Raw genomic sequence first — 25,497 nt, 5'->3', positions numbered from 1 at the left:
CCCCTCCAAGCCTCCGCCGCCGCCCTCGGCTTCGTCACCAAGGCCGCCGATCCGCGCACCCGCATCGCCGCCTGCCCCGGAGCGCCCGCCTGCGCTTCCGGCCGCATCGCCACCCGCGCCATCGCCGAAAAAATGGCAACGGAAAGCCCCGACCTCCTCGATGCCTCCCTCACCCTCCACATTTCCGGCTGCGCCAAGGGCTGCGCCCATCCCGGCCCAGCGGGCCTCACCCTGGTCGGCGACGAAAACGGAGCCGGACTTGTCGTGGACGGGACGGCAAAGGCCCTTCCTGCCGGATACAGGCCGGGCTATGACGCCGCGCGCGGGGTCGCCGGCATTGCGGCGGCGATCCGCAACGCACGGCATCCCGGCGAGACCGCCGCCGCTTGCCTCACAAGGCTCGGCGCGACTGAGATCGCCGAACTCTATCGACGGAACTGAAGAATGGCCGCCTACGACTATATCCATGACGGGATGGCGATCTACGAGCGCTCGTTCGCCATCATCCGCGCCGAGGCGGACTTGTCGCGCTTTTCCGAGACAGAGGCCGATGTCGCGATCCGCATGATCCACGCCTGCGGCCAGGTCGAGGCAGCCAGCCAGTTCGTATTCTCCAGCGGTTTCGTTGAAGCGGCCCGTGCCGCCCTTGCCGCCGGGGCGCCGATCTTCTGCGATGCCGAGATGGTCGCCCACGGCATCACCCGTGCCCGCCTGCCGGCCGGAAACGAGGTGATCTGCACGCTGCGCGACCCGCGCACCGTCGATATCGCCAAGGAAATCGGCAACACGCGCTCGGCCGCCGCTATCGACCTTTGGAGCGAGCGCATGGCAGGTTCGGTGGTCGCCATCGGCAACGCACCGACCGCGCTGTTCTATCTGCTCGAAAAACTGCGCGACGGCGCGCCGAAGCCGGCCGCCATCATCGGCATGCCGGTTGGTTTCGTCGGTGCTGCCGAATCCAAGGATGCACTGGCGGAAAACTCCTACGGTGTGCCTTTCGCCATCGTGCGCGGCAGGCTGGGCGGCAGTGCCATGACGGCCGCAGCACTCAACGCATTGGCGAGGCCAGGCCTGTGAACGCTTTCCCCAAAGGCCGGCTCGTCGGCGTCGGCACCGGTCCCGGCGATCCGGAGCTATTGACGCTGAAAGCCGCGCGGGCATTGGCTGAAGCGAATGTCGTCGCCTATTTCGCCAAGCGCGGCAACAACAGCAACGCGCGCGCCATCGTCGAGGCGCGCTTTCGCCCGGATATGGTCGAGCTGCCGCTGCTCTATCCGGTGACGACCGAGATCGACAAGGATCACGACGACTATCGCTCGCAGATCACCGATTTCTATGAGCAGTCCGCCGAACAGGTCGCCGGGCATCTCGGCGCCGGCAAGATGGTGGCCGTGCTGTCGGAGGGCGATCCGCTTTTCTACGGCTCTTACATGCATCTCCATGTGCGCCTCTCGCACCGATTCCCGACCGAAGTCATTCCCGGTATCACCGCCATGTCCGGCTGTTGGTCCGCGACCGGCCTGCCGATCGTCCAGGGCGACGATGTGCTGACCGTGCTTCCCGGCACGATGAGCGAGTTCGAGCTGACGCGACGGCTGGCCGATACCGATGCCGCCGTCATCATGAAAGTCGGCCGCAATCTGCCGAAGATCCGCCGCGCGCTGGAAGCGACCGGCAAGCTGGCGAAGGCCGTCTATGTCGAGCGCGGCACCATGCCGGGCAGCGTCTCGATGCGGCTCGCGGAAAAGCCGGACGACAGGGCCCCCTATTTCGCCATCGTGCTGGTTGCCGGCTGGTCGGCGCGTCCCGGAGTTCCCGGAGCAAAGCCATGAGCGGCCGCCTCACCGTGATCGGCCTCGGTCCCGGCAATGCCGATCAGGTGACGCCGGAGGCGATCCGCGCCGTGACGGAGGCCTCCTTCTTCTATGGCTACAAGCCCTATCTCGACCGGCTCGAGCTGCGACAGGATCAGACCCGCATCGCCTCCGACAATCGCGAAGAGCTAGCCCGCTCGAACGAGGCGCTGGCCAAGGCAGCCGAAGGTCACAGCGTCGCTGTCGTGTCCGGCGGCGATCCCGGCGTATTCGCCATGGCGGCCGCCGTCTGCGAGGCGATCGAAGCCGGTCCGCCAGAATGGAGGTCAATCGAGCTCGCGGTCGTCCCCGGAGTCACCGCCATGCTCGCGGTCGCCGCCCGCATCGGCGCGCCGCTCGGCCATGATTTCTGCGCCATCTCGCTCTCCGACAATCTAAAACCCTGGGAGCTGATTGAGCTGCGTCTGCTGGCGGCGGCCGGGGCCGGCTTCGTCATTGCGCTCTACAATCCGATCAGCAAGGCGCGCCCCTGGCAGCTCGGCGGCGCCTTCGAATGCCTGAAGGCTATCCTGCCGGGCACCACCCCCGTGATCTTCGGCCGCGCCGCCGGCCGGCCCGATGAGCGCATCGAGGTGTTTTTGCTCGCCGACGCCCATGCGGCAAAGGCCGACATGTCGACCTGCGTCATCATCGGCTCGCCCGAGACCCGCATCATCAAGCGCGGCGACAAGCCCGCGCTGGTCTACACGCCGCGTTCGGCAACTGGGTCGAGAAAATGATCGACCATCGCAGCCAGCTGATCGACGGTCTCGGCCGACGCAACGTCCGGCAGCGGCGGCCTGCGCACCATGATCACCTCGATGCCGAGCGAGCGCGCCGCGGCGATCTTGCCGTAGGTCGCCTCGCTGCCGCTGTTCTTCGAAACGACGGTATCGATGGCGTATTTTTCAAGCAGCGCGCGCTCGTCCGCTTCGGGAAACGGCCCGCGCGCCAGAATGTAAACTGCGTCAGGCACAGCCAGCTTCGGCTCGATCGGGTCGACGCTGCGAATGAGATAGCGATGCTGCGGAGCGGCCTCGAACGCGCCGGCTTCCTGCCGGCCGATCGCCAGCAAGACTCGTCGCGGCGCCGTGCCAAGCGCCTTGGCCGCTTCAGCGACGCTCTCCACGAAAGTCCAGCGATCACCCGCGACAGGCTCCCAGCCGGCACGCCGCAGCGCAACGATCGGCACGCGGGTTTGCCTGGCCGCCTCAGCGGCATTGGCCGACATACGGGCCGCGTAAGGATGCGTGGCGTCGACCACCAGATCGACCTGTTCCCGATGGAGATAGGCGGCCAATCCCTGCATGCCGCCAAAGCCGCCGCTACGCATGGGCACGCCTTGCGCCATGGGGCTTTCGGTGCGGCCGGCGAGCGACAGCGTGATCGAGAAATCCTTCCGGCGAGCCAGCTTGCCCGCCAACTGCCGGGCCTCCGTGGTTCCGCCGAGAATCAGAATACGGTGGGTCATCATGCCTGCTGAGGGTTCGCGCGCTGCCAAGCCGGTCGCAAGATGGCTGACCATCGTCGGCATCGGCGAGGACGGTGTAGCGGGTCTGGGCGACGAGGCCAAGCGCAGGATCGCCGAGGCCGAAGTCATCTTTGGCGGCAAGCGGCACCTCGCGCTCGTCTCAGACTTGGCCAAGGGCAAGGCGCGACCGTGGCCGACGCCGTTCGATGTCGAGATGCATGATGTGCTGGCGCTCGAAGGCAAAAGCGTCTGCGTGCTGGCTTCCGGCGACCCGTTCTTCCACGGCGTCGGCGTCACGCTCGCGCGCAAAGTGAAACCGGATGAGATGCTCGTCCTGCCGGCGCCGTCATCGCTGTCGCTAGCCGCCTCCCGTCTCGGCTGGGCGCTGCAGGATGTCGAAACCATCTCGTTGCATGGCCACTCGATCGACCTCCTCCGCCCCCTGCTCCACCCCGGCGCATGTATCCTTGCGCTCACATCCGACAGCGACGCGCCGGCCGCCATCGCCGCGCTGCTCGACGAACTCGGCTTCGGTCCGTCGCGGTTGACGGTTCTCGAAGCGCTTGGCGGCCAGGGCGAAACGCGCCACGCTGTCCGCGCCGACGCCTTCGATCTCAAAAACATCAATCCGCTCAACGTGCTGGCGCTCGAAATAGAGTCGACTCCGGATGCGCGCATTCTGCCTTTGACCGTCGGCCTTGCCGATCATCTGTTCGAGCATGACGGCCAGATCACCAAGCGCGAGATCCGCGCCATGACGCTGTCGGCGCTGGCGCCGCGGCGCGGTGAACTGCTCTGGGACATCGGTGCCGGCTCCGGCTCGATCGGCATCGAATGGATGCGGGCTCACCCTTCGATGCGGGCGATTGCCATCGAAGCCGACAGCGAGCGCGCCGCCCGCATCCATCGCAACGCCGCGCATTGCGGTGTGCCCGGTCTTGTCGTCATCGAAGGCTCGGCGCCGAAAGCTCTGACAACACTGGAGACACCAGACGCCATCTTCATCGGCGGCGGCGGCAGCGATGCCGGCGTGCTGCAGACAGCGATCAAGTCGCTGCGCGCCGGCGGCCGGTTGGTCGCCAATGCTGTGACGCTGGAAATGGAGGCGCTGCTGCTTGACCAGCATACCAGGCGCGGCGGCGACCTTCTGCGCATCGCCCTCTCGCGTGCGGCGCCGGTCGGATCCATGCAGGCCTGGCGTCCGGCCATGCCGGTCATGCAATGGAGCTGGGTAAAGCCATGATGGTCGCGGGTATCGGCTGCCGGAAGGGTGTGACGCCGCGCGACGTGCGGGCCGCGATCGAGACCGCGCTCGAAGCGCATGGGTTGGCAGTAACCGCGCTTTCAGCGCTGGCAACGGGCGAAATGAAACGCGACGAGCAAGCGATCTTTCTTGCCGGTCGCGACCTCGACCTGCCCGTGCTCGTCGTCTCCGACGACGCCTTGCAAACCGTCTCGTCCGGCACGATCAGCCAATCCGAATGGTCGCTTGCTCATGCCGGCACGCCGTCGGTTTCGGAAGCGTCGGCCCTGGCCGCGGCCGGCAAAGAGGCGAAACTGCTTGGGCCGCGCACGGTACTTGGTCCTGTTACCTGTGCCATCGCCCTTGGTGGAGGCCCAAAATGACCGTCCATTTCATCGGCGCCGGCCCTGGTGCTGCCGACCTCATCACCTTGCGCGGCAGCCGCCTGCTGGCGTCCTGCCCGGTCTGCCTCTATGCCGGCTCGATCGTCGCGCCGGAACTGCTCGAACACTGCGCGCCCGGAGCCAAGCTGATCGACACCGCGCCGATGTCGCTCGACGAGATCGAGGCCGAATATCTTGCCGCCCACAAAGCCGGCCAGGACGTCGCGCGCCTGCATTCTGGCGACCTTTCGGTGTGGAGCGCAGTGGCCGAGCAGATCCGGCGGCTCGAGAAGCGCGATATCCCCTACACGATGACGCCGGGCGTGCCTTCCTTCGCGGCGGCGGCGGCGTCGCTTCGGCGCGAGCTTACCATTCCCGAGCTCGCGCAGAGCCTCGTGCTGACCCGCGTGTCTGGCCGCGCCTCGAAAATGCCGCCCGGCGAGACGCTTGCCGGCTTCGGCCGCACCGGCGCAACTCTAGCCATCCATCTCGCCATCCATGCCATCGACCGCATCGTTGCCGAACTCACGCCGCTCTACGGCGCAGAATGCCCAGTGGCGGTCGTCTTCCGCGCTTCCTGGCCGGACGAGCGCATTCTGACCGGCACGCTGGGCACGATCGAGGCGCAGCTTGCGCAAAATCCGATGGAGCGCACGGCGATCATCTTCGTCGGCAGCGCATTGGCCGCGCAGGATTTCGGCGAGAGCTCACTTTACGACGCCCACTACCAGCGGCGTTTTCGTGGACGGGACGGATTGTGAACGCCAGCACCAACAGAAACGAACGGGCAACAGTGGAGCAGGCGCTGGCGCGGCTGAACTTCAAGCCGCGCGCGCTGGAGCCCGGCCATGTCTGGCTGGCCGGCGCCGGCCCAGGTGATCCGGGCTGCCTGACGCTAGAAGTGCTGGCGGCACTCGGGCAGTGCGATGCGCTGGTCTATGACGCGCTGGTCTCGCCCGATGTCGTCGCGGTTGCTGCAGGCGCGGAGCTCTTCTACGTCGGGAAACGCGGCGGCCAGCCCTCGATGAAGCAGGACGATATTAACGCCCTGCTCGTGCGGCTGGCGCGCGAGGGCCGCCGCGTCGTGCGGCTCAAGGGCGGCGATCCTTATATTTTCGGCCGCGGCGGCGAAGAGGCGTTGTCGCTGGCACGGGAAAACATACCATTTCAGGTACTCTCCGGCCTCACCTCCGGTCTCAGCGCATTGGCCGCCACCGCCATCCCCGCCACCATGCGCGGCATCAACAAGGCGGTGATCCTTGCCACGGGCCATGCCGCGGGCACCGATGACGACATCGACTGGGCCGCAATCGCGCGCACCGGCCAGCCGGTCGTCATCTATATGGGCATGGCCAATCTGCCGGTGATAGCGGCAAAGCTGCTCAGCGGCGGCCTCGCGCCGTCGACGCCGGCAGCGGTGATTGTTGCAGCGACCACGCCCCAGGAGCGCATCGTTGTCGCCACGCTCGCCACAATCGCCGAGGAGGCCGCTGCAGCCGGGCTCGCCTCCCCGGCGCTGATTGTCGTCGGCGGTATCGTCGCCATGCGCGCGGCACTGGCGGGCGGGGCATGACGGCGCGCGCGATCATCATCGGCGCGCCGCGCTCCGGCTCGGGCAAGACCAGCGTCACCATAGGCCTGTTGCGCGCGCTTGCCCGGCGCGGGCTGAAGGTGCGCGGCGCGAAGTCCGGACCGGACTATATCGATCCCGGCTTCCATACCGCCGCCACCGGCCTCTCCGGCGTCAATCTCGACAGCTGGGCGATGCCGCCTTCCCTGCTCAACGCGCTGGCGAACCAGGCAGCGTGTGGTGCCGAGTACGTCATTCTCGAAAGCGCGATGGGCCTTTTCGACGGCATTCCCGCGCCGGAAGGCCGTTCGGGTTCGGCCGCCGATCTCGCCCGGCTCTATGGCCTGCCGGTGCTTCTGGTGCTCGACGTTTCCGGCCAGTCGACCACGGCCGCCGCCGTCGCCAAGGGCTTTGCCACCTACGATCCGGATGTGCGCATGGCCGGCGTCGTGCTCAACCGCCTCGGCAGCGAGCGCCATCGCCGACTGGCGGGCGACGCGATCGAGGCGATCGGCCTGCCGGTGGTCGGCGCCATCATGCGCGATCCGACGCTCAACCTGCCGGAGCGGCATCTCGGCCTCGTCCAGGCAGGGGAGCACGAGAACCTCATGGCGCATCTCGACCGGCTGGCCGATATGGTCGAGAAGTCGCTCGATATCGACGCCATTCTCGCGCTGGCGTCTCCTCTTGAACCCGAGGCCGGCGACTTCGGCGAGGCATTGCAGCCGCCAGGCCAGCGCATTGCGCTGGCCGAGGACGCCGCCTTCACCTTCCTCTACCCGCACGTCGCCGGACACTGGAGACACGCCGGGGCCGAGATCGTGCCCTTCTCACCGCTTGCCGACGAAGCGCCGAGCCAAGATTGCGATGTCTGCTGGCTACCAGGCGGTTATCCAGAACTGCATGCCGGCAAGCTTGCGGCCGCTGGCAACTTCCGTGCGGGAACGGCCCGTTTCGCCGCGACCAAGCCCGTGCATGGCGAGTGCGGCGGCTTCATGGTGCTGGGCGAGGCGCTGGAGGATGCGGACGGCGAGAGCCATAAAATGCTTGGCCTGCTTGGCCATTCGACCAGCTTCGCCAGGCGCAGGATGAACCTCGGCTATCGCGAGGCGCGGCTGCGCGCCGGGTGTCCGCTTGGCAGCGAAGGCATGCTCATCCGCGGCCATGAGTTCCACTATGCGCAGATCGCCGCCACAGCCAATGACGAGCCGCTGGCGGACCTCGCCGACGGCCAGGGCAATCCGCTGGGCGCGTCGGGTTACCGGCGCGGCCATGTCAGCGGCACTTTCTTCCATGCTATTGCGAGGGGCGCATGAGCGGCGGCCTTTCAGAGCCTCGGCGATTGCTCGACGACATAGGCCTCAGCCTTGTCTTCTTGACACGGCTGAGGCTGCCGTCGAGCGATTTCGGCGGCCGCAGCCTTGCCGAAGCTATCTGGGCGGCACCCTTTGCCGGTCTCGCTGTCGCCGTCATCGGCGCGCTTGTCTACGCCATCGTTGTCGCCTTGGGCCTTGCCGCCGGGCCGGCTGCGGCGCTCGCGCTTGCAGCGACGATGCTTGTCACCGGCTGCCTGCACGAGGACGGGCTCTCCGATATCGCCGATGGACTCGGCGGCGGCCGGACGCGCGAGAAGAAGCTGGAGATCATGCGCGACAGCCGCATCGGCGCCTATGGCGCCGCGGCGCTCGGCATGTCGCTGCTCATCCGCTGGAGCGCGCTTTCGGAACTGGCCGGCCCTGGCCATATCTTCCTGGCGCTTTTGGCAGCGCACGCCGCCTCGCGCGGCCTGTTCGGCACCTTCATGCACCTTCTGCCGCCGGCGCGCCCCGATGGGCTGTCGGCCGACGCGGGCTCGGTCACTGCCGAAACCGCCGTCGTTGGCGCCGCGCTCGGAGCCGTGGCGCTGTTGGCGCTCGGCCTCGGCGGCGCAATTGCCGCGGTCGTCCTGCTTAGCCTGGTGTTTGCCGCCTTTCGTGCGCTCTGCCTCAGCCAGATCGGCGGCCAGACCGGCGACACGATCGGCGCGCTGCAGCAGCTCGGCGAGATCGCCGTGCTGCTTGTCGCTTCCGTTTGCCTTTCCTGATTCTCTTTCGGAGACCTTGCCCTCATGTCCCCCCAAACAACTTCGTTCAAATCGCTCGAAGACCTTCGCGCCGCCTGCCTCGATCTGTCCGGCGGCAGCGATCCGGCCGCCGCCGCCGTTGCCCGTCGCCAGGACACGTTGACCAAGCCGCAGGGCAGTCTCGGCCGTCTGGAAACGATCGCCGCGTGGTTGGCCCGCTGGCAGGGCCGCGACATGCCGAAGCTCGATGCGGTCAAGGTCTTCGTGTTTGCCGGCAATCACGGCGTCACCGCGCAGGGCGTGTCGGCCTATCCTTCGGAAGTCACTGTGCAGATGGTGGCGAACTTCGCCGGCGGCGGCGCTGCGATCAACCAGATCGCCCGCGTCGCCGGCGCCAGGCTCGACGTCATCCCGCTCGATCTCGACCACCCGACCGGCGATTTCACGCAAGCGCCGGCCATGGACGAGCAGACCTTCCTCGCCGCGGTCTCGGCCGGCTACGACGCCGTGACCAACGATCTCGACCTCGTCTGTTTCGGCGAGATGGGCATCGGCAACACCACGCCGGCAGCAGCGATCTCGGCCGCTCTTTTCGGCGGCGGCGCGGAAAAATGGACCGGCCGCGGCACCGGCGTCGATGATGCCGGATTGATCCGCAAGATCACCGCCATAGAGGCGGGCCTGAAGCGCCATGCCGATTCGCTTTCCGACCCGCTGAAGGTCGCCGCAGCGCTTGGCGGACGCGAGCTTGCGGCGATCTTCGGCGCCACGCTCGCCGCGCGCAAGAACAACGTGCCGGTGTTGCTCGACGGCTTCGTCTGCACCGCCGCCGTCGCGCCGCTGGCAAGGCTGCACCCGACCGGGCTGGCGCACACCGTCGCCGCCCATGTCTCGGCCGAAGCCGGTCATCGCCGCCTGCTCGAAGCGCTGGGCCTGCCGCCGCTGCTCGACCTCGGCATGCGGCTCGGCGAAGGCTCCGGCGCCTGCCTTGCCGTCAACATCGTCCGTTCGGCGCTCGAGTGTCATACGAGGATGGCGAGCTTCGCCGAGGCTGGCGTTTCGGAAAAATAATCTTCCTTCAAAATTTCAACGCCGTTGAAATGACGAAATAACGTCGTCTTGATTGTTTCGTGCGACAGAGATGTCTCCGGGAGATCGAATGATGTATTTGAAGGCCTAAATATTTGTTACGTTTCTTGCTGGGATGGCACTGCCGGCCCTTGCCCAAGACCAATATGTTCGCCCGCTGCGCCCCGGCGAAGACGGATCTGCCAGAATCCAATCGTCGATTTCGATGACCCTTCCGGTCAAGGACGACGAAGACGCAGCCGCCCAGCAGCAGGCCGCACTTCGGTCTTTCTACAAGGTCGCGGCCGTCAGTTGCGCCATGGTGGTCGAGACTGTCGCCGACACCTGCGAAATCACTGGCATGACAACTAACGTCAATGCCCGGGACCGCAATGTCGGCGGTTATGGCGGATCGCAGGTTACGGTGACCGGCCAGATCACGATGAAGGTCAAGTTCAAGGCCAGCTTGAGCAAGACAGCGCAGTAGGACTGGTGCCCATCTCGCTTGTTTTCTGGCCGCTTTATGGAAAGACTTTGGTGGGTGTGCACAGGATCGAACTGTGGACCCGCTGATTAAGAGTCAGCTGCTCTACCAACTGAGCTACACACCCACACCGCCGGGAAATCCAGCGTCGGCGGCGCATATAGCCGCCGGTTTGAACGATGTCCAGCCCTGCCGGATCATTTCCAGACAAATCGCCGAATTGCCGCAGGTGTCACACAAAAATCTGGCCTTCCGCCACTTTGATCGCATGGCCTCCGATGCGCGCGGAGGCCAGTTTTCCGCCGTCGACATTGAGCTCGAGCCGGATGCGCGAGGGTCTCCCCATTTCCAGCCCCTGCTCGATCCAAAGCTGCGAGATCCCGTCGGTTGGACCGTCGAAATGCATGATGGCGCCGGCAAAGGCCGCCGCCGCGGAGCCGGTCGCCGGATCTTCGTAGGAGGGATTGCCCGGCACGATCATGCGCACATGGAAGGCGCTGTCGTGATGCACCGTCTCGCGGCAATAGACGTACGGGCTGGCGAAGGCCCATTCGCTCTTGCGCGGCGCGAGTTCGGACCATGCCTGGTTGTCCAGCCTGACTTTTGCGGCGGCTTCGAGACCGGCAACCGGAATGGTGACGTAGGGCACGCCGGCCGACCAGAAGGAGACGCGGTGATTCTCGAAGCCGAGCTCATGCGGGCCAAGGCCAAGCGCGGCGCCGATCATTTCCGGTTCGGCGGCGAGTTCCAGCCGCTCAGGCAGTTTCGCCAAGTCGAATTCGGCGAAGGTAGCGCCATCATGCTTGCTGACCGCGCAACGCACGGGGCCGATGTTCTCCTCCAGCACAAAGATGCCAGTCGCTTCGCCAGCCTGCTCCGCAAGCGCGATAGCCGACCCAACCGTCGGATGGCCCGCGAACGGCATCTCATAATCGGGCGTGAAGATGCGTATACGGTTGCGATGCTTGGGATTTTCGGGCGGCAGCACGAACACCGTCTCGGACAGGTTGAATTCGCGCGCGATCGTTTGCATGGCGGCCGTATCCAGCCCCTCGCTGTCGAGCACCACCGCCAGCGGATTCCCGGCCAGCCGCTCGGTCGTAAACACGTCGTAAAGCAAGTAGTCGCGCGTCATTTGGAAAACCTTCCGCCTCGTCCCGAATTTCTGCTCGATCCCAACATGAGGGAAATTTAATTTGAAATTCGAACCTCAAGGCATGATTTGTTCACGGATAGGGACATCATTTGTCGTTATAGGGGTCCGTGGTGGACCAGCTTGTCAATCCGCCAAACGCAGAAACCGACACTTCCATCGAAACGGCCCTCGGGCTCGACCGCAAAGGCGTGAGCCGCAAGCGCCGCCGCTTCCGGCTCTACGCGCTGCTGGCGCTGGCTGTCGTGGCGGCCGCGATCGCCGGCTACCGCTGGAACGCCGTCTCGCCGCCCCGGATCGAATACACGACCGCGCCGGCGACGATTGCCGACCTGACCGTCAAGGTGTCGGCGACCGGCACGCTGCAGCCGCTGACGCAGGTCGACATCTCCAGCGAGCTTTCCGGCATCGTCCGCGCCGTCGCCGTCAACGAGAACCAGCAGGTCAAGAAGGGCGACGTGCTCGCGACGCTCGACACCGCCAAGCTCGAAGTCCAGATCGAGCGCGCCACCGCCTCGGCAAAGGCGGCGGCGGCCGCCGTCGAAGATGCCAAGGTCACGCTGCAGGAAAACCAGAACGCGGTGGTCCGCGCGAGCGCCCTCACCAAGCGCGGCATGGCGACGGATCAATCGCTTGAGGCCGCGACCGCGACACGCGATCGCTCCAAGGCCGCGCTCGACAGCGCCGAGGCCAATCTCGCCATCGCCGAAGCTGATCTGAAGGCCCAGCAGACCGACCTTGCCAAGAGCACCATCTACGCGCCGATCGACGGCATCGTGCTCACGCGCTCCGTCGATCCGGGGCAGACGGTCGCTTCTTCGCTGCAGGCGCCGGTGCTGTTCGTCATCGCTGCCGACTTGCGGAACATGGAGCTGCAGGCGGCGGTGGACGAGGCCGATATCGGCCAGGTCAAGCCCGGCCAGCATGCCCGCTTCACCGTCGATGCTTTCCCGGACCGTCCCTTCGACGCCGAGATCCGCGACATCTCCTATGCCTCCGTCACCACCGACGGCGTCGTCACTTACAATGCACGGCTGGAAGTCGACAACGGCGAACTTCTGCTCAGGCCAGGCATGACCGCCACGGTCGCGGTGGTGACCCGGCAGGCCAAGGGCGTGCTCACCGTGCCGGCCACAGCCTTCCGTTACCGCCCGGCGCAACAGGCGGCCCGCGGCTGGAGCCTGCGCGACCTCTTTACCGGCCGCATGGGGCGCCCCAACCGGCAGCGCGAGGCGACGAAAGCGCCGATCGACGGGTCGCGCACGCTCTATGTGCTGGACAACGGACGGCCGCATGCCCTCAACGTCAGGATCGGCTCGACCGACGGTGAACTGACCGAGATCACGTCCGGCCTCGAGGAAGGCGCGGAGGTCATCACCGGCTCGCAGCAACGGAGCTGACCGTGTCCGCTCCCCTGCTCATCACCTTCGACAGTGTATGGAAGAGCTATGGCGAGGGCGAAGCGTGCGTGCACGCACTTGCCGGCGTCGATCTTGCCATCCGCAGAAGTGAGTTCGTCGCCATCATGGGACCGTCCGGCTCGGGCAAGTCGACGGCGATGAACATCATCGGCTGTCTCGACACGCCGACGGCCGGAACCTACCGCTTCATGGTCGTCGATGCCGGCCGGCTCGACCGCAACCGCCGCGCCCTGCTGCGCAACCTTTATGTCGGCTTCGTCTTCCAGGGCTACAATCTCCTGCCCCGCACCACGGCGGCGGAAAATGTCGAGCTGCCGCTGATCTATCGCGGCGTTTCCGCCCGCGAGCGCCGGGAGCTGGCCATGCAGGCGCTCGCCCAAGTCGGACTTGTCGGGCGCGAACATCACACGCCGGCCGAACTCTCGGGCGGCCAGCAACAGCGCGTGGCGATAGCGCGTGCCATCGTCACCAAACCGACTCTGCTTGTTGCCGACGAGCCCACCGGAAATCTCGACACCGCGCGCACGCACGAAATAATGGAATTGCTGACCAGGCTGAACGCCGAACTCGGCCTCACCATCGTCATGGTCACGCACGAAGCCGACGTCGCGGCATATGCCGGGCGCACGGTGCGCTTCCTCGACGGCCACGTCGCTTCAGATACAGCGAAAGCCGAGGCAGCATGATTTGGGAAACCGTCCGCCTTTCGCTGATTTCCATCCGCCGGAACGTGCTGCGCTCGTTCCTGACCCTGCTCGGCATCGTCATCGGCGTCGCCGCGGTCATCGCCATGCTCACCATCGGCTCCGGCACCACCGAGAAGGTCAAGGCCGACATCTCGAAACTCGGCAGCAACCTGCTCGTCGTCCGCTCGGGCCGTCCGGCAGGGCCTGGCGGCCCGGGCGGGCTCGACCAGGTCACCCGACCGCTGGCCACCAAGGACCTCGAAGCACTGGTTGCCCATCTCAGCGGCGCACGCGCCATCGCACCGGCGTCGCAAAAACAGGTGCGGGTCATCTTCGGCACGGAGAGCCTGACGTCGGGCGTTACCGGCACCGACAGCGCCTATCTCGACGCGCGCGACTGGAAGCTGGTGTCGGGCCGTCCCTTCAGCGATTCCGAGACGCGCGCCGGCGCCGGCGTCTGCCTGATCGGCGAGACGGTGCGGCAGCAGTTCTTCGGCGCCGGCGATCCGGAGGGCGAGACGATCCGCGTCAACCGCACCTCCTGCCGGATCATCGGCCTGCTCGAGCCGAAGGGTTACACCGGCTTTGGCCAGGATCAGGACAATGTCGTGCTGATGCCGCTGGCCGCCTACCAGCGGCGCATCGCCGGCAACCGCGACATCGACTCGATCTACATCGCCGCCGACGACAGGACGCCGACCACCGAACTGCAGCCGCGCGTCGAGGACATCCTGCGCGACACGCGCCGCATCACGCCGGACCGCGATGCCGATTTCTCGATCCGCGACATGACCCAGATCGCCGACGCCATGGCCAGCGCCACCACCACCATGACCGGCATGCTGGGTGCCGTCGCCGGCGTCAGCCTTCTGGTCGGCGGCATCGGCATCATGAACATCATGCTGGTATCGGTCACTGAGCGCACGCGCGAGATCGGCATCAGGCTGGCGATCGGTGCGCACGAAAAACACATCCTGATCCAGTTCCTGGTCGAGGCGACGGTGCTGTCGCTGCTTGGCGGCATCATCGGCATCCTGATCGGACTGGCGCTCGCAGGCCTGGCCTCGGTGACGCTGACGATACCCTTCGCGCCGAGCCCGGCGGTCATCCTGCTCGCCGTCGGTTTTTCGGCGCTGATCGGCATGGTGTTCGGCTTCTTCCCGGCACTGCGCGGCGCGAGGCTCGATCCGATCGAGGCGCTAAGGCACGAGTGAACCGCCGCGTCGTCGGCCCGTGATCGAGTCAGACCAGCTCGTTGGCGAAATGCCACTTGATCAGCGGCCTCATATGGCCCATCAAGCCTTCCGGCAGGTCTGCGGCGTGCCGGATGATCACCGGACCTTCGATCTCCGGCTCTTTCTCGGCGGCAACGAAGGCTCTGATGCGCCGCGCAAGCTCTTCCGCCGGCTCGGGAACGTGATAGCGGCGGAAGATCACCGTGCCGCTCGAAGTCGACAGCGCATAGTAGCGCTGTCCGCGGGCGGCGCCCGACAGATCGATCCCGGTTTCCTCGCCCACCTCGCGGATCATGTTGAAATCGATATCGACGACGCCGTCGCGGAAATCGATCGGCTCGAAGGAGCCGGCGGCGAAATAGACGCGGCCGGCGTTCACCGTGTGCGAGCCCATCCGGATCGCCACCAGCGCATTGTCGCCGGCAACCAGCACGGCGTGCGCATAGGCATGTTCGGCGCCGCTCAGCTCCCGGTTTTTGCGCCACAGCATGAAAGTCGAGTACTTCACCGCATGACAGCGACCGATGAGCCGGCTGTCGCGATAGCTCAGCGCTGAAAGCAACACCACGGTGCCGTCATATAGCGCCGGCTTCATCTCCATTTCGCGGCGCCAGTTTTCCGCGATCGCTGTCTGATTGTCGCGCTCGAACGGATGCGGGCTGGCAACGAGCCGTACGTCGACCGCGTCGACCGGCAAAATGACATTGCGCGGCAGGTCGAAGCTCACGGGCTCAGGCCATGTCCAGGTTGATCACCACCGGGCAATGGTCGGAGGCCTTCGGCCTGTCCCACCCGGCACGCGGAAAACGCTCGACTTCCTGGCCAGGCGGAAAGATGGTGCGCCAAGGCTGACCGTTGCGGATGATCTCCGGAACCGCAGTGGCGTTCTTCGCCGCCAAGGCCTTCGACAGCAGGATATAGTCCAATTGGCACAAATGCCGCTCTTGCGGGCCGCGCGTGTGATAGAAACTCCAGCGGTCCATCTCGGGCCGCCGCTCGACGACATTTTCGCAAAAGCCGCCGGCGGTCAGAACGTTGATCGAGGACTGGGCTTCGTCGACGACCTGGAAGCGATAGCCGTCGAAGCTGTCGCCTTCGATCTTCACGCGCTGCCGATAATCGTTCATGTCGCCGCAGATTGCCCAGCGCTTGTCGGCCGCATGGTCCTTGCCGAAGCGGTCCTCGATGATGCGGCGCACGACCTGCGCCTCGGCGATGCGCAGTGGCATCGTCGCCTCGCGGCCATCGAGACCGTTGCGCGGCGAGCCCATTGACTTGAAATGCACGAGGTACAGCGTAAGCGGCACGCCGCCGACCGTTATGTCGATTTCCAGGCAGTCGCGCCGGAAGACGCGTTCGGTGGCCAGGTGCCCGAACGCCGCCAGTTCCGGCGTGAACAGTCCGAACTGCTCGAACGTGACATAGGCATGGCTGGTCATGCGCACGAATTCGATCGGCTGCCCCTGCGCGGTCTCGTTGCGCATCATCACGGCGACGTCGATGCCGCGGGAGTCGTTGCCGGCGGTGGTGTATTTCTGACGGTAGCCCTGCCCGATCATCTTGAAGAGATAGCCATATTCGAAGGCCTTCAGCCCCTCGATATTGTCCACCTCCTGCATGCAGATGACGTCGGCGCGTGTCGCGGCTATGGCGAGCGCGGTAAGCTGGCGGGTGTCATCGGACTGGGCGATGGCGCGCGCCTGTTCGAGCAGCCTGTATTCTGCTTCGCTCTGGATGTCGAACAGCGCCAGCGTTCGGTCCTCGATGAGCTGGTTGCGATAGCCGGAGAAGTCGAACCTGTTCATCAGGTTCTCGACATTGAAGGTGGCGAGGCGCAGCGACATGGCCGAGACCTTTGCCCGCAAGCAATGGCGAACACAAGAGCATACGCACGCCCGTTATGGTTGACGGAACCTTTCTGTTCATCTTCCGTTCAGATGGAAAGTTCCATCAATAGGCCTATTCCCGAGCGTTTTGGGCGTGGGGCCTTACTCGTGGAGAGTGAAATGAAACCGCTCTTGTCTTCCCTTGGATCCGGGCTTCTGGCCTTGGGTCTCTCCGCTGGGCTGACGGTGCCGTCGATTGCCGGCCCGGTCCTGCAGCCCGATATGTCGACCGTGACCAGCACGGCCGCATCCACCATCATCCCCGTTCGCGACAGCTGGGCCGGCGGCAACGACCGGCGGCAGATGTATGACTGGCGCTGGCGGCGCGGCGGTGACTGGCGCGGCCGCGATTTTAGATGGCGTGACGGCGACTTCCGCGCACGTCATTTCTCCCGCAACTGGGACGGAGATCGCAATTGGCGCTGGCGGCATCATCGCCATCATCGCCATCGCCACTTCGACAGCGGGGGCGCGGCCATCCTTGGGCTCGGCCTAGGCCTCGGTCTCGGCAGCCTCGCCTACAACAATTTCTACAATCCCTATTATTACGATCCCTATCCGCGCTACTATCAGCCGCGGCGCATTTACCGGACCGAGCGGCTTTCCAGGGCCCATGTCCAATGGTGCCACGACCGCTACCGGTCCTATCGGGCATGGGACAACACGTTCCAGCCCTATAACGGCCCGCGCCGGCAGTGCATTTCGCCCTATATCTGAGCCCCTCGGCACGAAGCTCAACGGCGCCCGGCGGGCGCCGTTTCTTTTTGGCAAGGCGCGCCCGACGGCGACGCGATAACCTTAAATTTAGCAGATGCGTCTATCCGTCATGCGGTGCCCCATATGACGATCGCCAAGCTGCGATCCGCTAGGACGACTCCGCCATGACCGAGAACGAGTTGAGAGGCAAGCGCCGGCAACGCGTGCTGAAGGGCGCGGCGATCCTGACCGGCATCAACAATTCCGGGGTCATGTGCACGGTGCGCAACATGCATCCTGGCGGCGCCGAACTGAAGCTGCCGATCGAGGCGCATGTGCCCGACGAATTCCTGCTTTACGTGACGAAGGACCGGATCGGCTACAAGGCGATCGTCCGCTGGCGCCGCGACGACCGCATCGGCGTGGAATTCGCGGGCACCGAGCCGAAGCCGCATTGGCATTACGGCTGAGCGTGAGAGAAGCCGGCGGATCGCTCCGCCGGCTTTCACGAAGCATGAATAGACCGAATTAATTCTTCGCCTTGTCGACCAGCTTGTTCTTGGCGATCCACGGCATCATCGCGCGCAGCTTCGCGCCAACCTCTTCGATCTGATGACTGTCGTTGTTGCGGCGGATGCCCTTGAAGCGCGACAGGCCGGCGCGATATTCCTGCATCCATTCCGAGGTGAATTTTCCGGTCTGGATATCCTTCAGGATGCGCTTCATCTCGGCCTTGGTGTCTGCCGTGATGATACGCGGACCGGAGACATATTCGCCCCATTCGGCGGTATTCGAGATCGAGTAGTTCATGTTGGCGATGCCGCCCTCATAGATGAGGTCGACGATCAGCTTCACCTCGTGCAGACACTCGAAGTAAGCCATCTCCGGCGCGTAGCCGGCTTCCACCAGCGTCTCGAAGCCGGCGCGGATCAGCTCGACCAGGCCGCCGCACAGCACCACCTGCTCGCCGAACAGATCGGTCTCGCATTCCTCGCGGAAATTGGTCTCGATGATGCCGGAACGGCCGCCGCCGACGCCGCAGGCATAGGAGAGCGCGAGGTCGAGAGCATTGCCCGAGGCGTCCTGGTTGACGGCCACCAGGCACGGCACGCCGCCGCCCTTCTGATATTCGCCGCGCACGGTATGGCCAGGGCCCTTCGGCGCGATCATGACCACGTCGACCGAAGCCTTCGGCTCGATCAGGCCGAAATGCACATTGAGGCCGTGCGCGAAGGCGATGGCTGCGCCGTCGCGGATGTTCGGCGCGATCTCTGATCTGTAGATGTCGGCCTGCAATTCGTCGGGCGTTGCCATCATCATCAGGTCTGCCCACTTGGCGGCATCCGCCACGCTCATCACCTTCAGCCCGTCGGCCTCGACCTTGTTGGCGGTCGCCGAGCCGGCCTTCAGGCCGATGGCGATCTCCTTGACGCCGGAATCCTTGAGGTTGAGCGCATGCGCCCGGCCCTGGCTGCCATAGCCGATGATAGCGACCTTCTTACCCTTGATCAGATTGAGATCGGCGTCACGATCGTAATAGACACGCATTTCGTCTTCCTTCCCGTTTTTGAAGATCAGAGCATGATGCCGAAAAGTGTGAAGCGGTTTTCGGACGACATCATGCTCTATCTCTTGAATTTGGAGCCGGATTCAGATTTCAGGTCGACTTGACCTGAAATCATCCGTCTCCGGGCCTTGCGGCCGGTTGTTTGCTCTCCCGGTCCTTGAGCCGTAAAGAGCGAGAAACTGCTGCGTCGCGCGGGCGGCATCGCCGCCGATCGTCGCCTCGGTCAATTGCAGCCGGTCGCCGAGCAGAAGCCGTATCTGCACGTCGCGGCCGACCAGACCGAAAAACGTCCGGAACGCCGTCTCGGCGTCGTCTAAGTCGAGCAGCCCGGCCTCGCGTCCCGCTTCGAGCACGGGCTTCAGACGCCTGGCCAGCGCGAAACGCCCATTCTGCAGCACGATCGCGCCAAGGTCATCCTTCCCGGAGCCGGCATGGCCGACCGCGACACGGTTGAGCGCGATAGACGTATCGCTGGAGATGACCCTCAGCCAGTCGGAAGCGAAGCGTTCGAGGCTTGCGGTCAGCCAAGCGAGGTCGAGGCCTTTGCGGTCGACCGGCGCCACGCGCACTTTCGAGGCCTGCCATTGCACTGTCGCCGTCAGCAGCCCGTCGCGGTCGCCGAACCATTTGTAGAGTGTTTCCTTGGAGCAGCTTGCCCGCCGCGCCACCGCGGTCATGGTCAGGTTGTCGCCCTCTTCGACCAACAGGCGAAGTGCTGCGTCCAGAACGGCCTGCTGCCGCTCGGTGAGCGTTTCGCTGCTGTCGGTGTCGGCGGCGGCTTGCAACACGTTTTCACCCGTCCCCGGTCGCTCAATAATGCGTACCGTACGTTACGGTTCGGCTTATTGCGCATTCGGGTTTCCATCGCAAGGGGCTGCGGCGAAAAAATCTGACGGTACCCACAAACACTCGTGAGCTAATCGCCGGCCGGTGGCTCGCGCAACCGCCCGAGCAGTGCAGCCAGCGTTTCCAGCTCCTTGGCGGAAAGCTTGTCGCCCATCAGTTCGGCTATGGATGCGCCATAGACCGCCCAGATGCGGCGGCGCATCTCCCGGCCGCTTGGCGTGATGCGCACTGTCTGGCCACGGCCGTCATCCGAGACAGGCAGCTTTTCCAGCAGGCCATCCGCTTCCAGCCGGGCCAGCAGTCGCGACACGCTGTACTGCGCCAACAGAACGCGATCGATCAGCTCGAACGGCCGCAAGCCGCCCTCGCCCGCCTCGGCGAGCTCGTGCAGCACGTCGTACCAGGCGAGCGGCGGCAAGCCGCCGGCTTTCAGGGCATACTCGGTCTTTTCGACCAGCTGGCGCGAAACGCGCATCAGGCGGCCCCAGGCTTTGACGGCCTCGGGCGGAAGAGATTTTCTCGTCATCGAGGAACTTTATCCGATAGATGCAATTGCATCAAGCTTGACGGTCGATGCAAATGCATTCATATAGATGCAATTGCATCGATAAGGAGTTCCCGATGAAGCATGAGATCTGTAAAGTGGCCGACATCCCGCAGACGGGCAGCCTGATCGCGCCTTTCTTCGGCCGCGAGGTCCACGTCTGGCGCAGCGGCGAGCGTGTCCGTGCCGCAGCCAATGCCTGCCTGCATTTCGGCGGGCCACTCGACTGCAAGGACGGCGCCTTCATCTGCCAGTGGCACGGCGCCCGCTTCGACATGCAAAGCGGCGAGCGCCTCGTAGGCCCGGCGCCGAAGGGCTCGCGGCTGATGTTCCTGTCGACCCGCGTCGAGGACGGCGCGCTGAACTATGTCTGGGGAGAATAAGATGACGGCCAAACTCACCCTCGTCAGTCATCACCTTTGCCCCTACGTCCAGCGTGCGGCAATCGCCCTCGCCGAGAAAGGCGTGCCGTTCGAGCGCGTCAATGTCGACCTTGCCAGCAAGCCCGACTGGTTCAAGGCTATCTCGCCGCTCGGCAAGGTACCGCTGCTCTGCGTTCGAAACGGCAGCAAGGAGGAGATCATTTTCGAATCCGTCGTCATTCTCGAATTCCTCGAGGAGACGCAGGCCAATCCGTTGCACCCGGCCGATCCGCTCATGCGGGCCAGGCACCGCTCCTGGGTCGAATTCGGTTCGGCCATCCTCAACGCCATCGGGCGCTTCTATTCCGCCGCCGATGAGGCCGGCTTCCTCAAGGAAAGCAGCGGCTTGTCGGAACTGTTTGAGCGTGTCGAGGCGGAACTGTCGGCAAGGCCGAGCGGTCCGTGGTTCGCCGGGAAGCGCTTCTCGATGGTCCACGCCGTCTACGGGCCGATCTTCCGCTACTTCGACACGTTCGACGAGATCGGCGCTTGCGGCATCCTGGACGGTAAGCCTCTCGTCCAGGCCTGGCGCAAGGCGTTGAGCGACCGGCAATCGGTGAAGGAGGCTGTCAGTCCGGACTATCCGCTGCGGCTGCACGCCTTCCTGCGGGCAAAGGCATCCTATCTGTCGCGAATGATCCGGCTGCAGGCCATTGCGATTCCGCAAGCCCGATCGGCCTGAACGGGTCGATCACCGTTCCCGCGACCATGGCGGCGAGCAACTGCGGCATCGGCGCAAGCGACGTTTTGACGCTTGTATCGGGGAAGGAAAGGCTCAGGCCTGCGCGGCATCGAAGGCGACGCGCGCCTCACGAACGGCATCGTGGTTGAGTTCGGCCCATTGGATCAGCATCTGCAACGGCGCGAACATCGAGCGGCCGAGATCGGTGAGGCTGTATTCAACGCTCGGCGGCTTGGTCGGAAAGACTTCGCGATGCACATAGCCGTCGCGCTGCAGGTCGTAGAGCGTCTGCGTCAGCATACGCTGCGAAATGTCGGGCACCAGGCGGCGCAACTCCCCGAACCGGTACGGCTTCTCGGCCAAAGCCATGACCAGCAGCGAGCTCCATTTGCCGCTGATGCCCTGGATCACATCGCGGACCGGGCAGTCGGCGAAATTGCCGCCGCCGGTCATGGCTTTGTAGACCTCGAGCTTCGATTTCAGACTGAAGATCTTGCTGTCCATCGCGACATCCATTGATCGAAGCGGCGACCCGCCGGTGGTTCCCCGGCTGTGCCTACCTCCCGGAAAACTGCCTTCTTTACGGCCCCTGGTCAATTCTTATTTTAGTGCTGGTCTCTTTTTGAGACCATCGTTCAAATCCCTTCGACGCAATTTTTCAGGAACCTCCCATGACCGAAACTCTCCTTGTCACCGGCGCTTCCGGCCATCTCGGCCGCGCCGTGATCAACCATCTGCTCGATGCGCAGAAAGTCGCGCCGGCAAATATCATCGCAACCACGCGCAATCCCGAAAATCTCCGCGACCTGGCAACCCTCGGCATTGTCGTCAGGCCGGCCGATTTCGACGATCCGGCCTCGCTGGAGCGCGCGTTCAAAGGCGCCGACCGAGTGCTGATCGTCTCGACCGGTGAGCTCGACCTGAAGAGCGACCGGCGCCTCAAGCAACATCAGGCCGCGGTGGCCGCAGCCAAGGCGGCAAGCGTCTCGCACCTCCTCTACACCTCGATGCCCAATCCCGAGCCGGTCTCGCCGGTGCTGTTTGCCGGCGACCACTACGGCACCGAGCAGGCCATCAAGGCGAGCGGCATTGCCTACACCATCTTCCGCAACGGCTGGTACCAGGAGAACCTTTTCATGGCGCTGCCGCACGCCATTTCGTCGGGCAAGTGGTACACGTCGGCCGGTGACGGTCGGATCGCGCACGCCGCGCGCGACGACATGGCCGCCGCGATCGCCGCGAGCCTCGCTTCCGGCTCGACGGAGAGCCGCGTCTACACGCTGACCGGCCCGCATGCCTACACGACGAACGAAATTGCCGCTCTGGTGAGCGAAGTCACTGGCAAGCCGCTGGAGGTTATCCAATTACCTGACGAGGCTTTGACCGAGGGCGTCAAGGCGGCCGGCCTTCCCGAGGACTTTGCGCGCATTGTCGTATCCTTCGACGCCAACACACGCTCCGGCCGTATCGGCATGGTAACCGACGCTATCGAGACGTTGTCGGGCCGCAAGCCGAAGACGCTGAAGCAGTTCCTGGAAGGGAACAAAGCCGCACTGCTTGGCTGAACCGTTGCGCCTGGGGGGGTACTCTCCCGGGCGCGTCACCTCGACTTTTTGAGCAATCCGAGCCGGACCAGGCTTTCGCCGGTGGCGACGAGCGCTTCTTCGCGCGATCGCGGCGCCCAGCCGAGCATGCGCATGGCCTTGGCCCCGGTTGCGTTTCTGGCCTTGCCCAGTTCCGTCACGATCTGGGCTGCTTGCCCGTCGAACAGTCCGACGGTCCGGACCAGCCAGTCCGGCAGCATTCTCGTCGTAACGCGCGACGCAACGCTGCCCAGCCGCGATTTCAACGTTTGTGCGATCCCCAGCGTCGTCATGAAATCGCCGCTGATGGCGAGGAACCGCTCCCCCTTGGCGGCGGGACTGGTCATGGCGCGCAGATGCAGGTCCGCCACGTCCCGCGCGTCGACCACGCCGAACACCATGCGCGGCAGACCCGGCATCTCGCCGTCCAGCAAGCGCTTGATGAAGTCCGTCGAGGTCGAATGATCCGGCCCCAGGACCGGCCCAAAAATCCCAACCGGATTGACGACCGTCAGTTCCAGCGCTCCGCCCTGGCTGGCAAGGAAAAACGCTGGCGGAACGTGCGGCCTGGGAAAGAGGGCTAGAACGCAGTGCGCGCCGAGGAACCCGGAGCCGCCGGTAACGAGCACCAACTCACCGCCCATTCCCGCCTCCCCACCACTTTAGGCGTTGCAGTCCCTCAAATGGCGACCTGAGTGCCGATCTCGACCACGCGCCCGGTGGGGATCTGGAAATACTCCGTCGCATCGGCCGCCGTCTTCGCAAGGCCGATGAACAGCCTGTCCTGCCAGATCGGCATGCCGGAATTGGGCGAGGCCTTCAGCGAGCGCCGCGACAGGAAGAAGGACGTCGTCATGATGTCGAACTTCCATCCTTGCTTGCGGCAGATCGCCAGCGCGCGCGGAATGTTCGGCTGCTCCATGTAGCCGAAGGTCAGCGTGACCCGCATGAACAGCTCGTTGACCGTCTCCATCTTCACCCGCTCGCTATCCGGCACCACCGGCTGCGGCGCGGTCACCACGGAAAGAATGACGTTCTTTTCGTGCAGCACCTTGTAGTGCTTCAGGCTGTGCATGAGCGCGGTCGGCGCGCTCAGCGGATCGCTGGTCAGGAACACGGCGGTGCCGGACACCAGCTGCGGCTTTTTCTTCAAAAGGTTCGCCGCCAGGAAGTCGAGCGGGATTTCGTTGCGGCGCGTCTTATCGAACAGGTAGCGGCTGCCGCGCACCCAGGTCCACATGCCGAGGATGATGGCGAAAGCCACGGCGAGCGACGCCCAGCCGCCTTCGAACACCTTGACGATGTTGGAGGCAAAGAAGCCGACATCGATGAAGGCAAACAGAGCCGTTAACGACACCGCGACCCAGAGCTGCCACTTCCAGATACGGGTCATGACGACGAAGAGGAGCACCGTCGTCACCAGCATATTGCCGGTCACCGAGATCCCGTAGGCCGAGGCAAGTCTGCTGGACGCGCCGAAACCGACCACCAGAAGCATCACCACCAGCGCCAGCAGCATGTTGACGCGCGGCATGTAGATCTGGCCCGACTGTTTTTCGGACGTATGCAGGATCTCCAGCCGCGGCAGCATGTTGAGCTGCACCGCCTGCCTGGTCAGCGAAAAGGCACCGGAGATCACCGCCTGGCTGGCGATAACGGTCGCTGCCGTCGCCAGAATCACCATCGGGATCAGCGCCCAGCCTTCATTCATCTCGAAAAACGGATGGCCGACGACACCGTTCTTGGCGAGCACGAAAGCGCCCTGCCCGGCATAGTTCAATAGCAGGCAGGGAAATACGATCGCCAGCCATGCCAGCACGATCGGCTTGCGGCCGAAATGGCCGAGGTCGGCGTAGAGTGCCTCCGCGCCGGTGACGGCCAGGAAAATGGCGCCGATCGTGACAAAAGCCACGTCCGGCGAGTGGATCAGGAAGGCGACGATGTAGTGCGGGCTGATCGCCCAAAGGATTTCAGGATCGGCAATGATGTGATTCAGCCCGGACAGGCCGATGGCGAGGAACCACACGGCGGTGATCGGCCCGAAGATCAAGGCGACACCACCTGTGCCGAACCGCTGCACCGCAAACAGAATGGCCAAGATGAGCAGCGTCAGCGGCACCACATAAGGCTGAAAGGCGGGTGTCACGACATTCATGCCTTCGACGGCCGAAAGCACGGAGATGGCCGGGGTGATCACGGCGTCGCCAAAGAAAAGCGAGGCGCCGGCGATGCCGATGGCCAGGATGACCGCCGAACGCGTCGCGAAAGTGCTGCGCGCCAGCGCCATCAGCGAGAGCACGCCGCCTTCGCCACGGTTGTCGGCGCGCAGCACGAACATGATGTATTTGATCGTGACGATGATCGTCAGCGACCAGATGATCAGCGACAGCACGCCAAGGATATCGCCGCGATCGGCGACCTCACCGCGCGAGGAAGCAACGAGCGCCTCGCGGAACGCGTAGATCGGGCTGGTGCCGATATCACCATAGACGACACCCAGCGCGCCCAGCATCAGCACCTTGGTGCTGTGCTGCTCTATTTCCGGATGCCCCGTTTGCTCGACGGGTTCTGCCTCAGCACCATTGGCAAGGGCCATGACGACACTCCGATAAAATGCGCGGTGCTCTACGCTTGCTGCAGTG

Annotated in this window: 29 protein-coding genes, 1 tRNA gene and 1 pseudogene; 20 read left to right on the top strand and 11 right to left on the bottom strand. The window is 64.8% G+C overall.

All coding sequences use genetic code 11. The features are described 5' to 3' along the window. The 4 genes and pseudogenes from A9K66_RS10610 to A9K66_RS10595 form a co-directional block, all read left to right on the top strand. Window positions 1–441 (top strand): annotated as a pseudogene (locus tag A9K66_RS10610) (precorrin-3B synthase); the annotation flags it as partial. Window positions 442–444: 3 nt separating this feature from the next. After that, window positions 445–1,077, top strand: a complete 633-nt coding sequence (locus A9K66_RS10605) for a precorrin-8X methylmutase (RefSeq protein ID WP_067323345.1) — start codon at window positions 445–447, stop codon at window positions 1,075–1,077. Further along, complete coding sequence (locus A9K66_RS10600) at window positions 1,074–1,832, top strand: precorrin-2 C(20)-methyltransferase (protein ID WP_067323342.1); 759 nt, start codon at window positions 1,074–1,076, stop codon at window positions 1,830–1,832. Before A9K66_RS10605 ends, A9K66_RS10600 begins: the two co-directional genes overlap by 4 nt. Beyond that, window positions 1,829–2,593: a precorrin-3B C(17)-methyltransferase gene (locus A9K66_RS10595; protein ID WP_067323340.1), complete on the top strand. Its 765-nt coding sequence runs from the start codon at window positions 1,829–1,831 to the stop codon at window positions 2,591–2,593. Before A9K66_RS10600 ends, A9K66_RS10595 begins: the two co-directional genes overlap by 4 nt. Here the strand turns inward: A9K66_RS10595 and A9K66_RS10590 are convergent. Continuing rightward, window positions 2,557–3,324 carry a cobalt-precorrin-6A reductase gene (locus A9K66_RS10590; RefSeq protein ID WP_067323337.1) on the bottom strand — a complete coding sequence of 256 codons (768 nt, stop codon included), beginning with the start codon at window positions 3,322–3,324 and terminating at the stop codon, window positions 2,557–2,559. The two genes, A9K66_RS10595 and A9K66_RS10590, sit on opposite strands and share 37 nt — an antisense overlap. A 1-nt stretch (window position 3,325) precedes the next feature. On the opposite strand from A9K66_RS10590, the gene A9K66_RS10585 reads away from it, so the two are divergent. The 8 genes from A9K66_RS10585 to A9K66_RS10550 all read left to right on the top strand — a co-directional run bounded on the left by A9K66_RS10585 (window position 3,326) and on the right by A9K66_RS10550 (window position 10,137). Next, window positions 3,326–4,567, top strand: a complete 1,242-nt coding sequence (locus A9K66_RS10585; RefSeq protein WP_067323334.1) for a bifunctional cobalt-precorrin-7 (C(5))-methyltransferase/cobalt-precorrin-6B (C(15))-methyltransferase — start codon at window positions 3,326–3,328, stop codon at window positions 4,565–4,567. Continuing rightward, window positions 4,564–4,950, top strand: a complete 387-nt coding sequence (locus tag A9K66_RS10580) for a cobalamin biosynthesis protein (protein ID WP_067323331.1) — start codon at window positions 4,564–4,566, stop codon at window positions 4,948–4,950. Before A9K66_RS10585 ends, A9K66_RS10580 begins: the two co-directional genes overlap by 4 nt. Continuing rightward, window positions 4,947–5,711, top strand: a complete 765-nt coding sequence (gene cobM, locus A9K66_RS10575) for a precorrin-4 C(11)-methyltransferase (protein ID WP_067323329.1) — start codon at window positions 4,947–4,949, stop codon at window positions 5,709–5,711. The genes A9K66_RS10580 and cobM overlap by 4 nt, the downstream gene beginning before the upstream one ends. After that, entirely contained in the window at window positions 5,708–6,523 is an 816-nt protein-coding gene (gene cobA / locus A9K66_RS10570) for a uroporphyrinogen-III C-methyltransferase (RefSeq protein WP_067323326.1), read from the top strand. Before cobM ends, cobA begins: the two co-directional genes overlap by 4 nt. Beyond that, complete coding sequence (locus A9K66_RS10565; RefSeq protein ID WP_067323323.1) at window positions 6,520–7,836, top strand: cobyrinate a,c-diamide synthase; 1,317 nt, start codon at window positions 6,520–6,522, stop codon at window positions 7,834–7,836. Before cobA ends, A9K66_RS10565 begins: the two co-directional genes overlap by 4 nt. After that, the gene (gene cobS / locus A9K66_RS10560; RefSeq protein WP_067323320.1) at window positions 7,833–8,603 is read left to right on the top strand and encodes an adenosylcobinamide-GDP ribazoletransferase; all 771 of its coding nucleotides are present in this window, start codon (window positions 7,833–7,835) and stop codon (window positions 8,601–8,603) included. The genes A9K66_RS10565 and cobS overlap by 4 nt, the downstream gene beginning before the upstream one ends. A 24-nt stretch (window positions 8,604–8,627) precedes the next feature. Then, complete coding sequence (gene cobT, locus A9K66_RS10555) at window positions 8,628–9,653, top strand: nicotinate-nucleotide--dimethylbenzimidazole phosphoribosyltransferase (protein ID WP_067323318.1); 1,026 nt, start codon at window positions 8,628–8,630, stop codon at window positions 9,651–9,653. A 133-nt stretch (window positions 9,654–9,786) separates the two neighbouring features. Next, entirely contained in the window at window positions 9,787–10,137 is a 351-nt protein-coding gene (locus tag A9K66_RS10550; RefSeq protein ID WP_067323315.1) for a hypothetical protein, read from the top strand. A gap of 48 nt (window positions 10,138–10,185) precedes the next feature. Here the strand turns inward: A9K66_RS10550 and A9K66_RS10545 are convergent. Both A9K66_RS10545 and A9K66_RS10540 read right to left on the bottom strand, forming a co-directional pair. After that, window positions 10,186–10,261: transfer RNA gene (locus A9K66_RS10545), tRNA-Lys, on the bottom strand. 105 nt (window positions 10,262–10,366) lie between these two features. Continuing rightward, the gene (locus tag A9K66_RS10540; protein WP_067323313.1) at window positions 10,367–11,269 is read right to left on the bottom strand and encodes a PhzF family phenazine biosynthesis protein; all 903 of its coding nucleotides are present in this window, start codon (window positions 11,267–11,269) and stop codon (window positions 10,367–10,369) included. A 131-nt stretch (window positions 11,270–11,400) separates the two neighbouring features. Here A9K66_RS10540 and A9K66_RS10535 point away from each other — a divergent pair, with 131 nt between their 5' ends. From A9K66_RS10535 to A9K66_RS10525, 3 genes are read left to right on the top strand one after another with little or no spacing between them, the layout of a single operon-like run. Beyond that, entirely contained in the window at window positions 11,401–12,687 is a 1,287-nt protein-coding gene (locus A9K66_RS10535) for an efflux RND transporter periplasmic adaptor subunit (RefSeq protein ID WP_067323310.1), read from the top strand. Next, window positions 12,684–13,394, top strand: coding sequence for an ABC transporter ATP-binding protein (locus A9K66_RS10530; protein WP_156751054.1), 711 nt, complete (start codon window positions 12,684–12,686; stop codon window positions 13,392–13,394). The genes A9K66_RS10535 and A9K66_RS10530 overlap by 4 nt, the downstream gene beginning before the upstream one ends. Further along, a complete protein-coding gene (locus tag A9K66_RS10525; protein ID WP_067323304.1) occupies window positions 13,391–14,608 on the top strand; it encodes an ABC transporter permease in 1,218 nt (405 codons plus the stop codon). Before A9K66_RS10530 ends, A9K66_RS10525 begins: the two co-directional genes overlap by 4 nt. Window positions 14,609–14,636: 28 nt before the next feature. Here the strand turns inward: A9K66_RS10525 and A9K66_RS10520 are convergent, their stop codons facing one another. Both A9K66_RS10520 and A9K66_RS10515 read right to left on the bottom strand, forming a co-directional pair. Beyond that, window positions 14,637–15,356 (bottom strand): hypothetical protein, encoded by a 720-nt coding sequence (locus A9K66_RS10520; protein ID WP_067323301.1) that lies wholly within the window; start codon window positions 15,354–15,356, stop codon window positions 14,637–14,639. Between the two features lie 4 nt (window positions 15,357–15,360). After that, the gene (locus A9K66_RS10515; RefSeq protein WP_067323298.1) at window positions 15,361–16,473 is read right to left on the bottom strand and encodes an endonuclease/exonuclease/phosphatase family protein; all 1,113 of its coding nucleotides are present in this window, start codon (window positions 16,471–16,473) and stop codon (window positions 15,361–15,363) included. 162 nt (window positions 16,474–16,635) lie between these two features. Here A9K66_RS10515 and A9K66_RS10510 point away from each other — a divergent pair, with 162 nt between their 5' ends. Both A9K66_RS10510 and A9K66_RS10505 read left to right on the top strand, forming a co-directional pair. Further along, complete coding sequence (locus tag A9K66_RS10510; protein WP_067323296.1) at window positions 16,636–17,232, top strand: BA14K family protein; 597 nt, start codon at window positions 16,636–16,638, stop codon at window positions 17,230–17,232. 164 nt (window positions 17,233–17,396) lie between these two features. Next, window positions 17,397–17,681, top strand: coding sequence for a PilZ domain-containing protein (locus A9K66_RS10505; RefSeq protein WP_067323293.1), 285 nt, complete (start codon window positions 17,397–17,399; stop codon window positions 17,679–17,681). 58 nt (window positions 17,682–17,739) lie between these two features. On the opposite strand, the gene ilvC is transcribed toward A9K66_RS10505, so the two are convergent. The 3 genes from ilvC to A9K66_RS10490 form a co-directional block, all read right to left on the bottom strand. Further along, window positions 17,740–18,759: a ketol-acid reductoisomerase gene (gene ilvC / locus A9K66_RS10500; protein WP_067323290.1), complete on the bottom strand. Its 1,020-nt coding sequence runs from the start codon at window positions 18,757–18,759 to the stop codon at window positions 17,740–17,742. 102 nt (window positions 18,760–18,861) lie between these two features. After that, entirely contained in the window at window positions 18,862–19,566 is a 705-nt protein-coding gene (locus tag A9K66_RS10495; RefSeq protein WP_067323287.1) for a TetR/AcrR family transcriptional regulator, read from the bottom strand. 128 nt (window positions 19,567–19,694) lie between these two features. After that, window positions 19,695–20,150, bottom strand: a complete 456-nt coding sequence (locus A9K66_RS10490; RefSeq protein ID WP_067323285.1) for a MarR family winged helix-turn-helix transcriptional regulator — start codon at window positions 20,148–20,150, stop codon at window positions 19,695–19,697. A 95-nt stretch (window positions 20,151–20,245) separates the two neighbouring features. Here A9K66_RS10490 and A9K66_RS10485 point away from each other — a divergent pair, with 95 nt between their 5' ends. Together A9K66_RS10485 and A9K66_RS10480 are read left to right on the top strand one after the other, a co-directional pair. Further along, on the top strand, window positions 20,246–20,551 hold the full coding sequence (locus A9K66_RS10485) for a Rieske (2Fe-2S) protein (RefSeq protein WP_067323282.1): 306 nt from the start codon (window positions 20,246–20,248) through the stop codon (window positions 20,549–20,551). Window position 20,552: 1 nt separating this feature from the next. Further along, complete coding sequence (locus A9K66_RS10480) at window positions 20,553–21,272, top strand: glutathione S-transferase family protein (RefSeq protein WP_067323279.1); 720 nt, start codon at window positions 20,553–20,555, stop codon at window positions 21,270–21,272. 93 nt (window positions 21,273–21,365) lie between these two features. On the opposite strand, the gene A9K66_RS10475 is transcribed toward A9K66_RS10480, so the two are convergent. After that, window positions 21,366–21,776, bottom strand: coding sequence for a helix-turn-helix domain-containing protein (locus tag A9K66_RS10475; RefSeq protein ID WP_066998811.1), 411 nt, complete (start codon window positions 21,774–21,776; stop codon window positions 21,366–21,368). Between the two features lie 167 nt (window positions 21,777–21,943). On the opposite strand from A9K66_RS10475, the gene A9K66_RS10470 reads away from it, so the two are divergent. After that, on the top strand, window positions 21,944–22,837 hold the full coding sequence (locus A9K66_RS10470; protein WP_067323276.1) for an SDR family oxidoreductase: 894 nt from the start codon (window positions 21,944–21,946) through the stop codon (window positions 22,835–22,837). Between the two features lie 35 nt (window positions 22,838–22,872). Here the strand turns inward: A9K66_RS10470 and A9K66_RS10465 are convergent, their stop codons facing one another. Both A9K66_RS10465 and A9K66_RS10460 read right to left on the bottom strand, forming a co-directional pair. Next, on the bottom strand, window positions 22,873–23,499 hold the full coding sequence (locus tag A9K66_RS10465; protein WP_067323272.1) for a hypothetical protein: 627 nt from the start codon (window positions 23,497–23,499) through the stop codon (window positions 22,873–22,875). 35 nt (window positions 23,500–23,534) lie between these two features. Further along, on the bottom strand, window positions 23,535–25,451 hold the full coding sequence (locus tag A9K66_RS10460; RefSeq protein WP_067323268.1) for a potassium transporter Kup: 1,917 nt from the start codon (window positions 25,449–25,451) through the stop codon (window positions 23,535–23,537). Between the last annotated feature and the right edge of the window lie 46 nt (window positions 25,452–25,497).

The organism is Mesorhizobium sp. AA23, assembly GCF_001672435.1.
GTDB lineage: Bacteria > Pseudomonadota > Alphaproteobacteria > Rhizobiales > Rhizobiaceae > Mesorhizobium.
The sequence above is the reverse complement of the archived record's forward strand: the minus strand, read 5'-3'. Positions and strand labels throughout refer to the sequence as shown.

Coding starts and splice junctions, on each gene's coding strand:
- A9K66_RS10605 (WP_067323345.1), top strand. CDS start 445: ATGGCCGCCTACGACTATATCCATGACGGGATGGCGATCTACGAGCGC.
- A9K66_RS10595 (WP_067323340.1), top strand. CDS start 1,829: ATGAGCGGCCGCCTCACCGTGATCGGCCTCGGTCCCGGCAATGCCGAT.
- A9K66_RS10590 (WP_067323337.1), bottom strand. CDS start 3,324: ATGACCCACCGTATTCTGATTCTCGGCGGAACCACGGAGGCCCGGCAG.
- A9K66_RS10585 (WP_067323334.1), top strand. CDS start 3,326: ATGCCTGCTGAGGGTTCGCGCGCTGCCAAGCCGGTCGCAAGATGGCTG.
- A9K66_RS10580 (WP_067323331.1), top strand. CDS start 4,564: ATGATGGTCGCGGGTATCGGCTGCCGGAAGGGTGTGACGCCGCGCGAC.
- cobM (WP_067323329.1), top strand. CDS start 4,947: ATGACCGTCCATTTCATCGGCGCCGGCCCTGGTGCTGCCGACCTCATC.
- A9K66_RS10565 (WP_067323323.1), top strand. CDS start 6,520: ATGACGGCGCGCGCGATCATCATCGGCGCGCCGCGCTCCGGCTCGGGC.
- cobS (WP_067323320.1), top strand. CDS start 7,833: ATGAGCGGCGGCCTTTCAGAGCCTCGGCGATTGCTCGACGACATAGGC.
- cobT (WP_067323318.1), top strand. CDS start 8,628: ATGTCCCCCCAAACAACTTCGTTCAAATCGCTCGAAGACCTTCGCGCC.
- A9K66_RS10550 (WP_067323315.1), top strand. CDS start 9,787: ATGGCACTGCCGGCCCTTGCCCAAGACCAATATGTTCGCCCGCTGCGC.
- A9K66_RS10540 (WP_067323313.1), bottom strand. CDS start 11,269: ATGACGCGCGACTACTTGCTTTACGACGTGTTTACGACCGAGCGGCTG.
- A9K66_RS10525 (WP_067323304.1), top strand. CDS start 13,391: ATGATTTGGGAAACCGTCCGCCTTTCGCTGATTTCCATCCGCCGGAAC.
- A9K66_RS10515 (WP_067323298.1), bottom strand. CDS start 16,473: ATGTCGCTGCGCCTCGCCACCTTCAATGTCGAGAACCTGATGAACAGG.
- A9K66_RS10510 (WP_067323296.1), top strand. CDS start 16,636: ATGAAACCGCTCTTGTCTTCCCTTGGATCCGGGCTTCTGGCCTTGGGT.
- A9K66_RS10505 (WP_067323293.1), top strand. CDS start 17,397: ATGACCGAGAACGAGTTGAGAGGCAAGCGCCGGCAACGCGTGCTGAAG.
- ilvC (WP_067323290.1), bottom strand. CDS start 18,759: ATGCGTGTCTATTACGATCGTGACGCCGATCTCAATCTGATCAAGGGT.
- A9K66_RS10490 (WP_067323285.1), bottom strand. CDS start 20,150: ATGACGAGAAAATCTCTTCCGCCCGAGGCCGTCAAAGCCTGGGGCCGC.
- A9K66_RS10485 (WP_067323282.1), top strand. CDS start 20,246: ATGAAGCATGAGATCTGTAAAGTGGCCGACATCCCGCAGACGGGCAGC.
- A9K66_RS10480 (WP_067323279.1), top strand. CDS start 20,553: ATGACGGCCAAACTCACCCTCGTCAGTCATCACCTTTGCCCCTACGTC.
- A9K66_RS10475 (WP_066998811.1), bottom strand. CDS start 21,776: ATGGACAGCAAGATCTTCAGTCTGAAATCGAAGCTCGAGGTCTACAAA.
- A9K66_RS10470 (WP_067323276.1), top strand. CDS start 21,944: ATGACCGAAACTCTCCTTGTCACCGGCGCTTCCGGCCATCTCGGCCGC.
- A9K66_RS10465 (WP_067323272.1), bottom strand. CDS start 23,499: ATGGGCGGTGAGTTGGTGCTCGTTACCGGCGGCTCCGGGTTCCTCGGC.
- A9K66_RS10460 (WP_067323268.1), bottom strand. CDS start 25,451: ATGGCCCTTGCCAATGGTGCTGAGGCAGAACCCGTCGAGCAAACGGGG.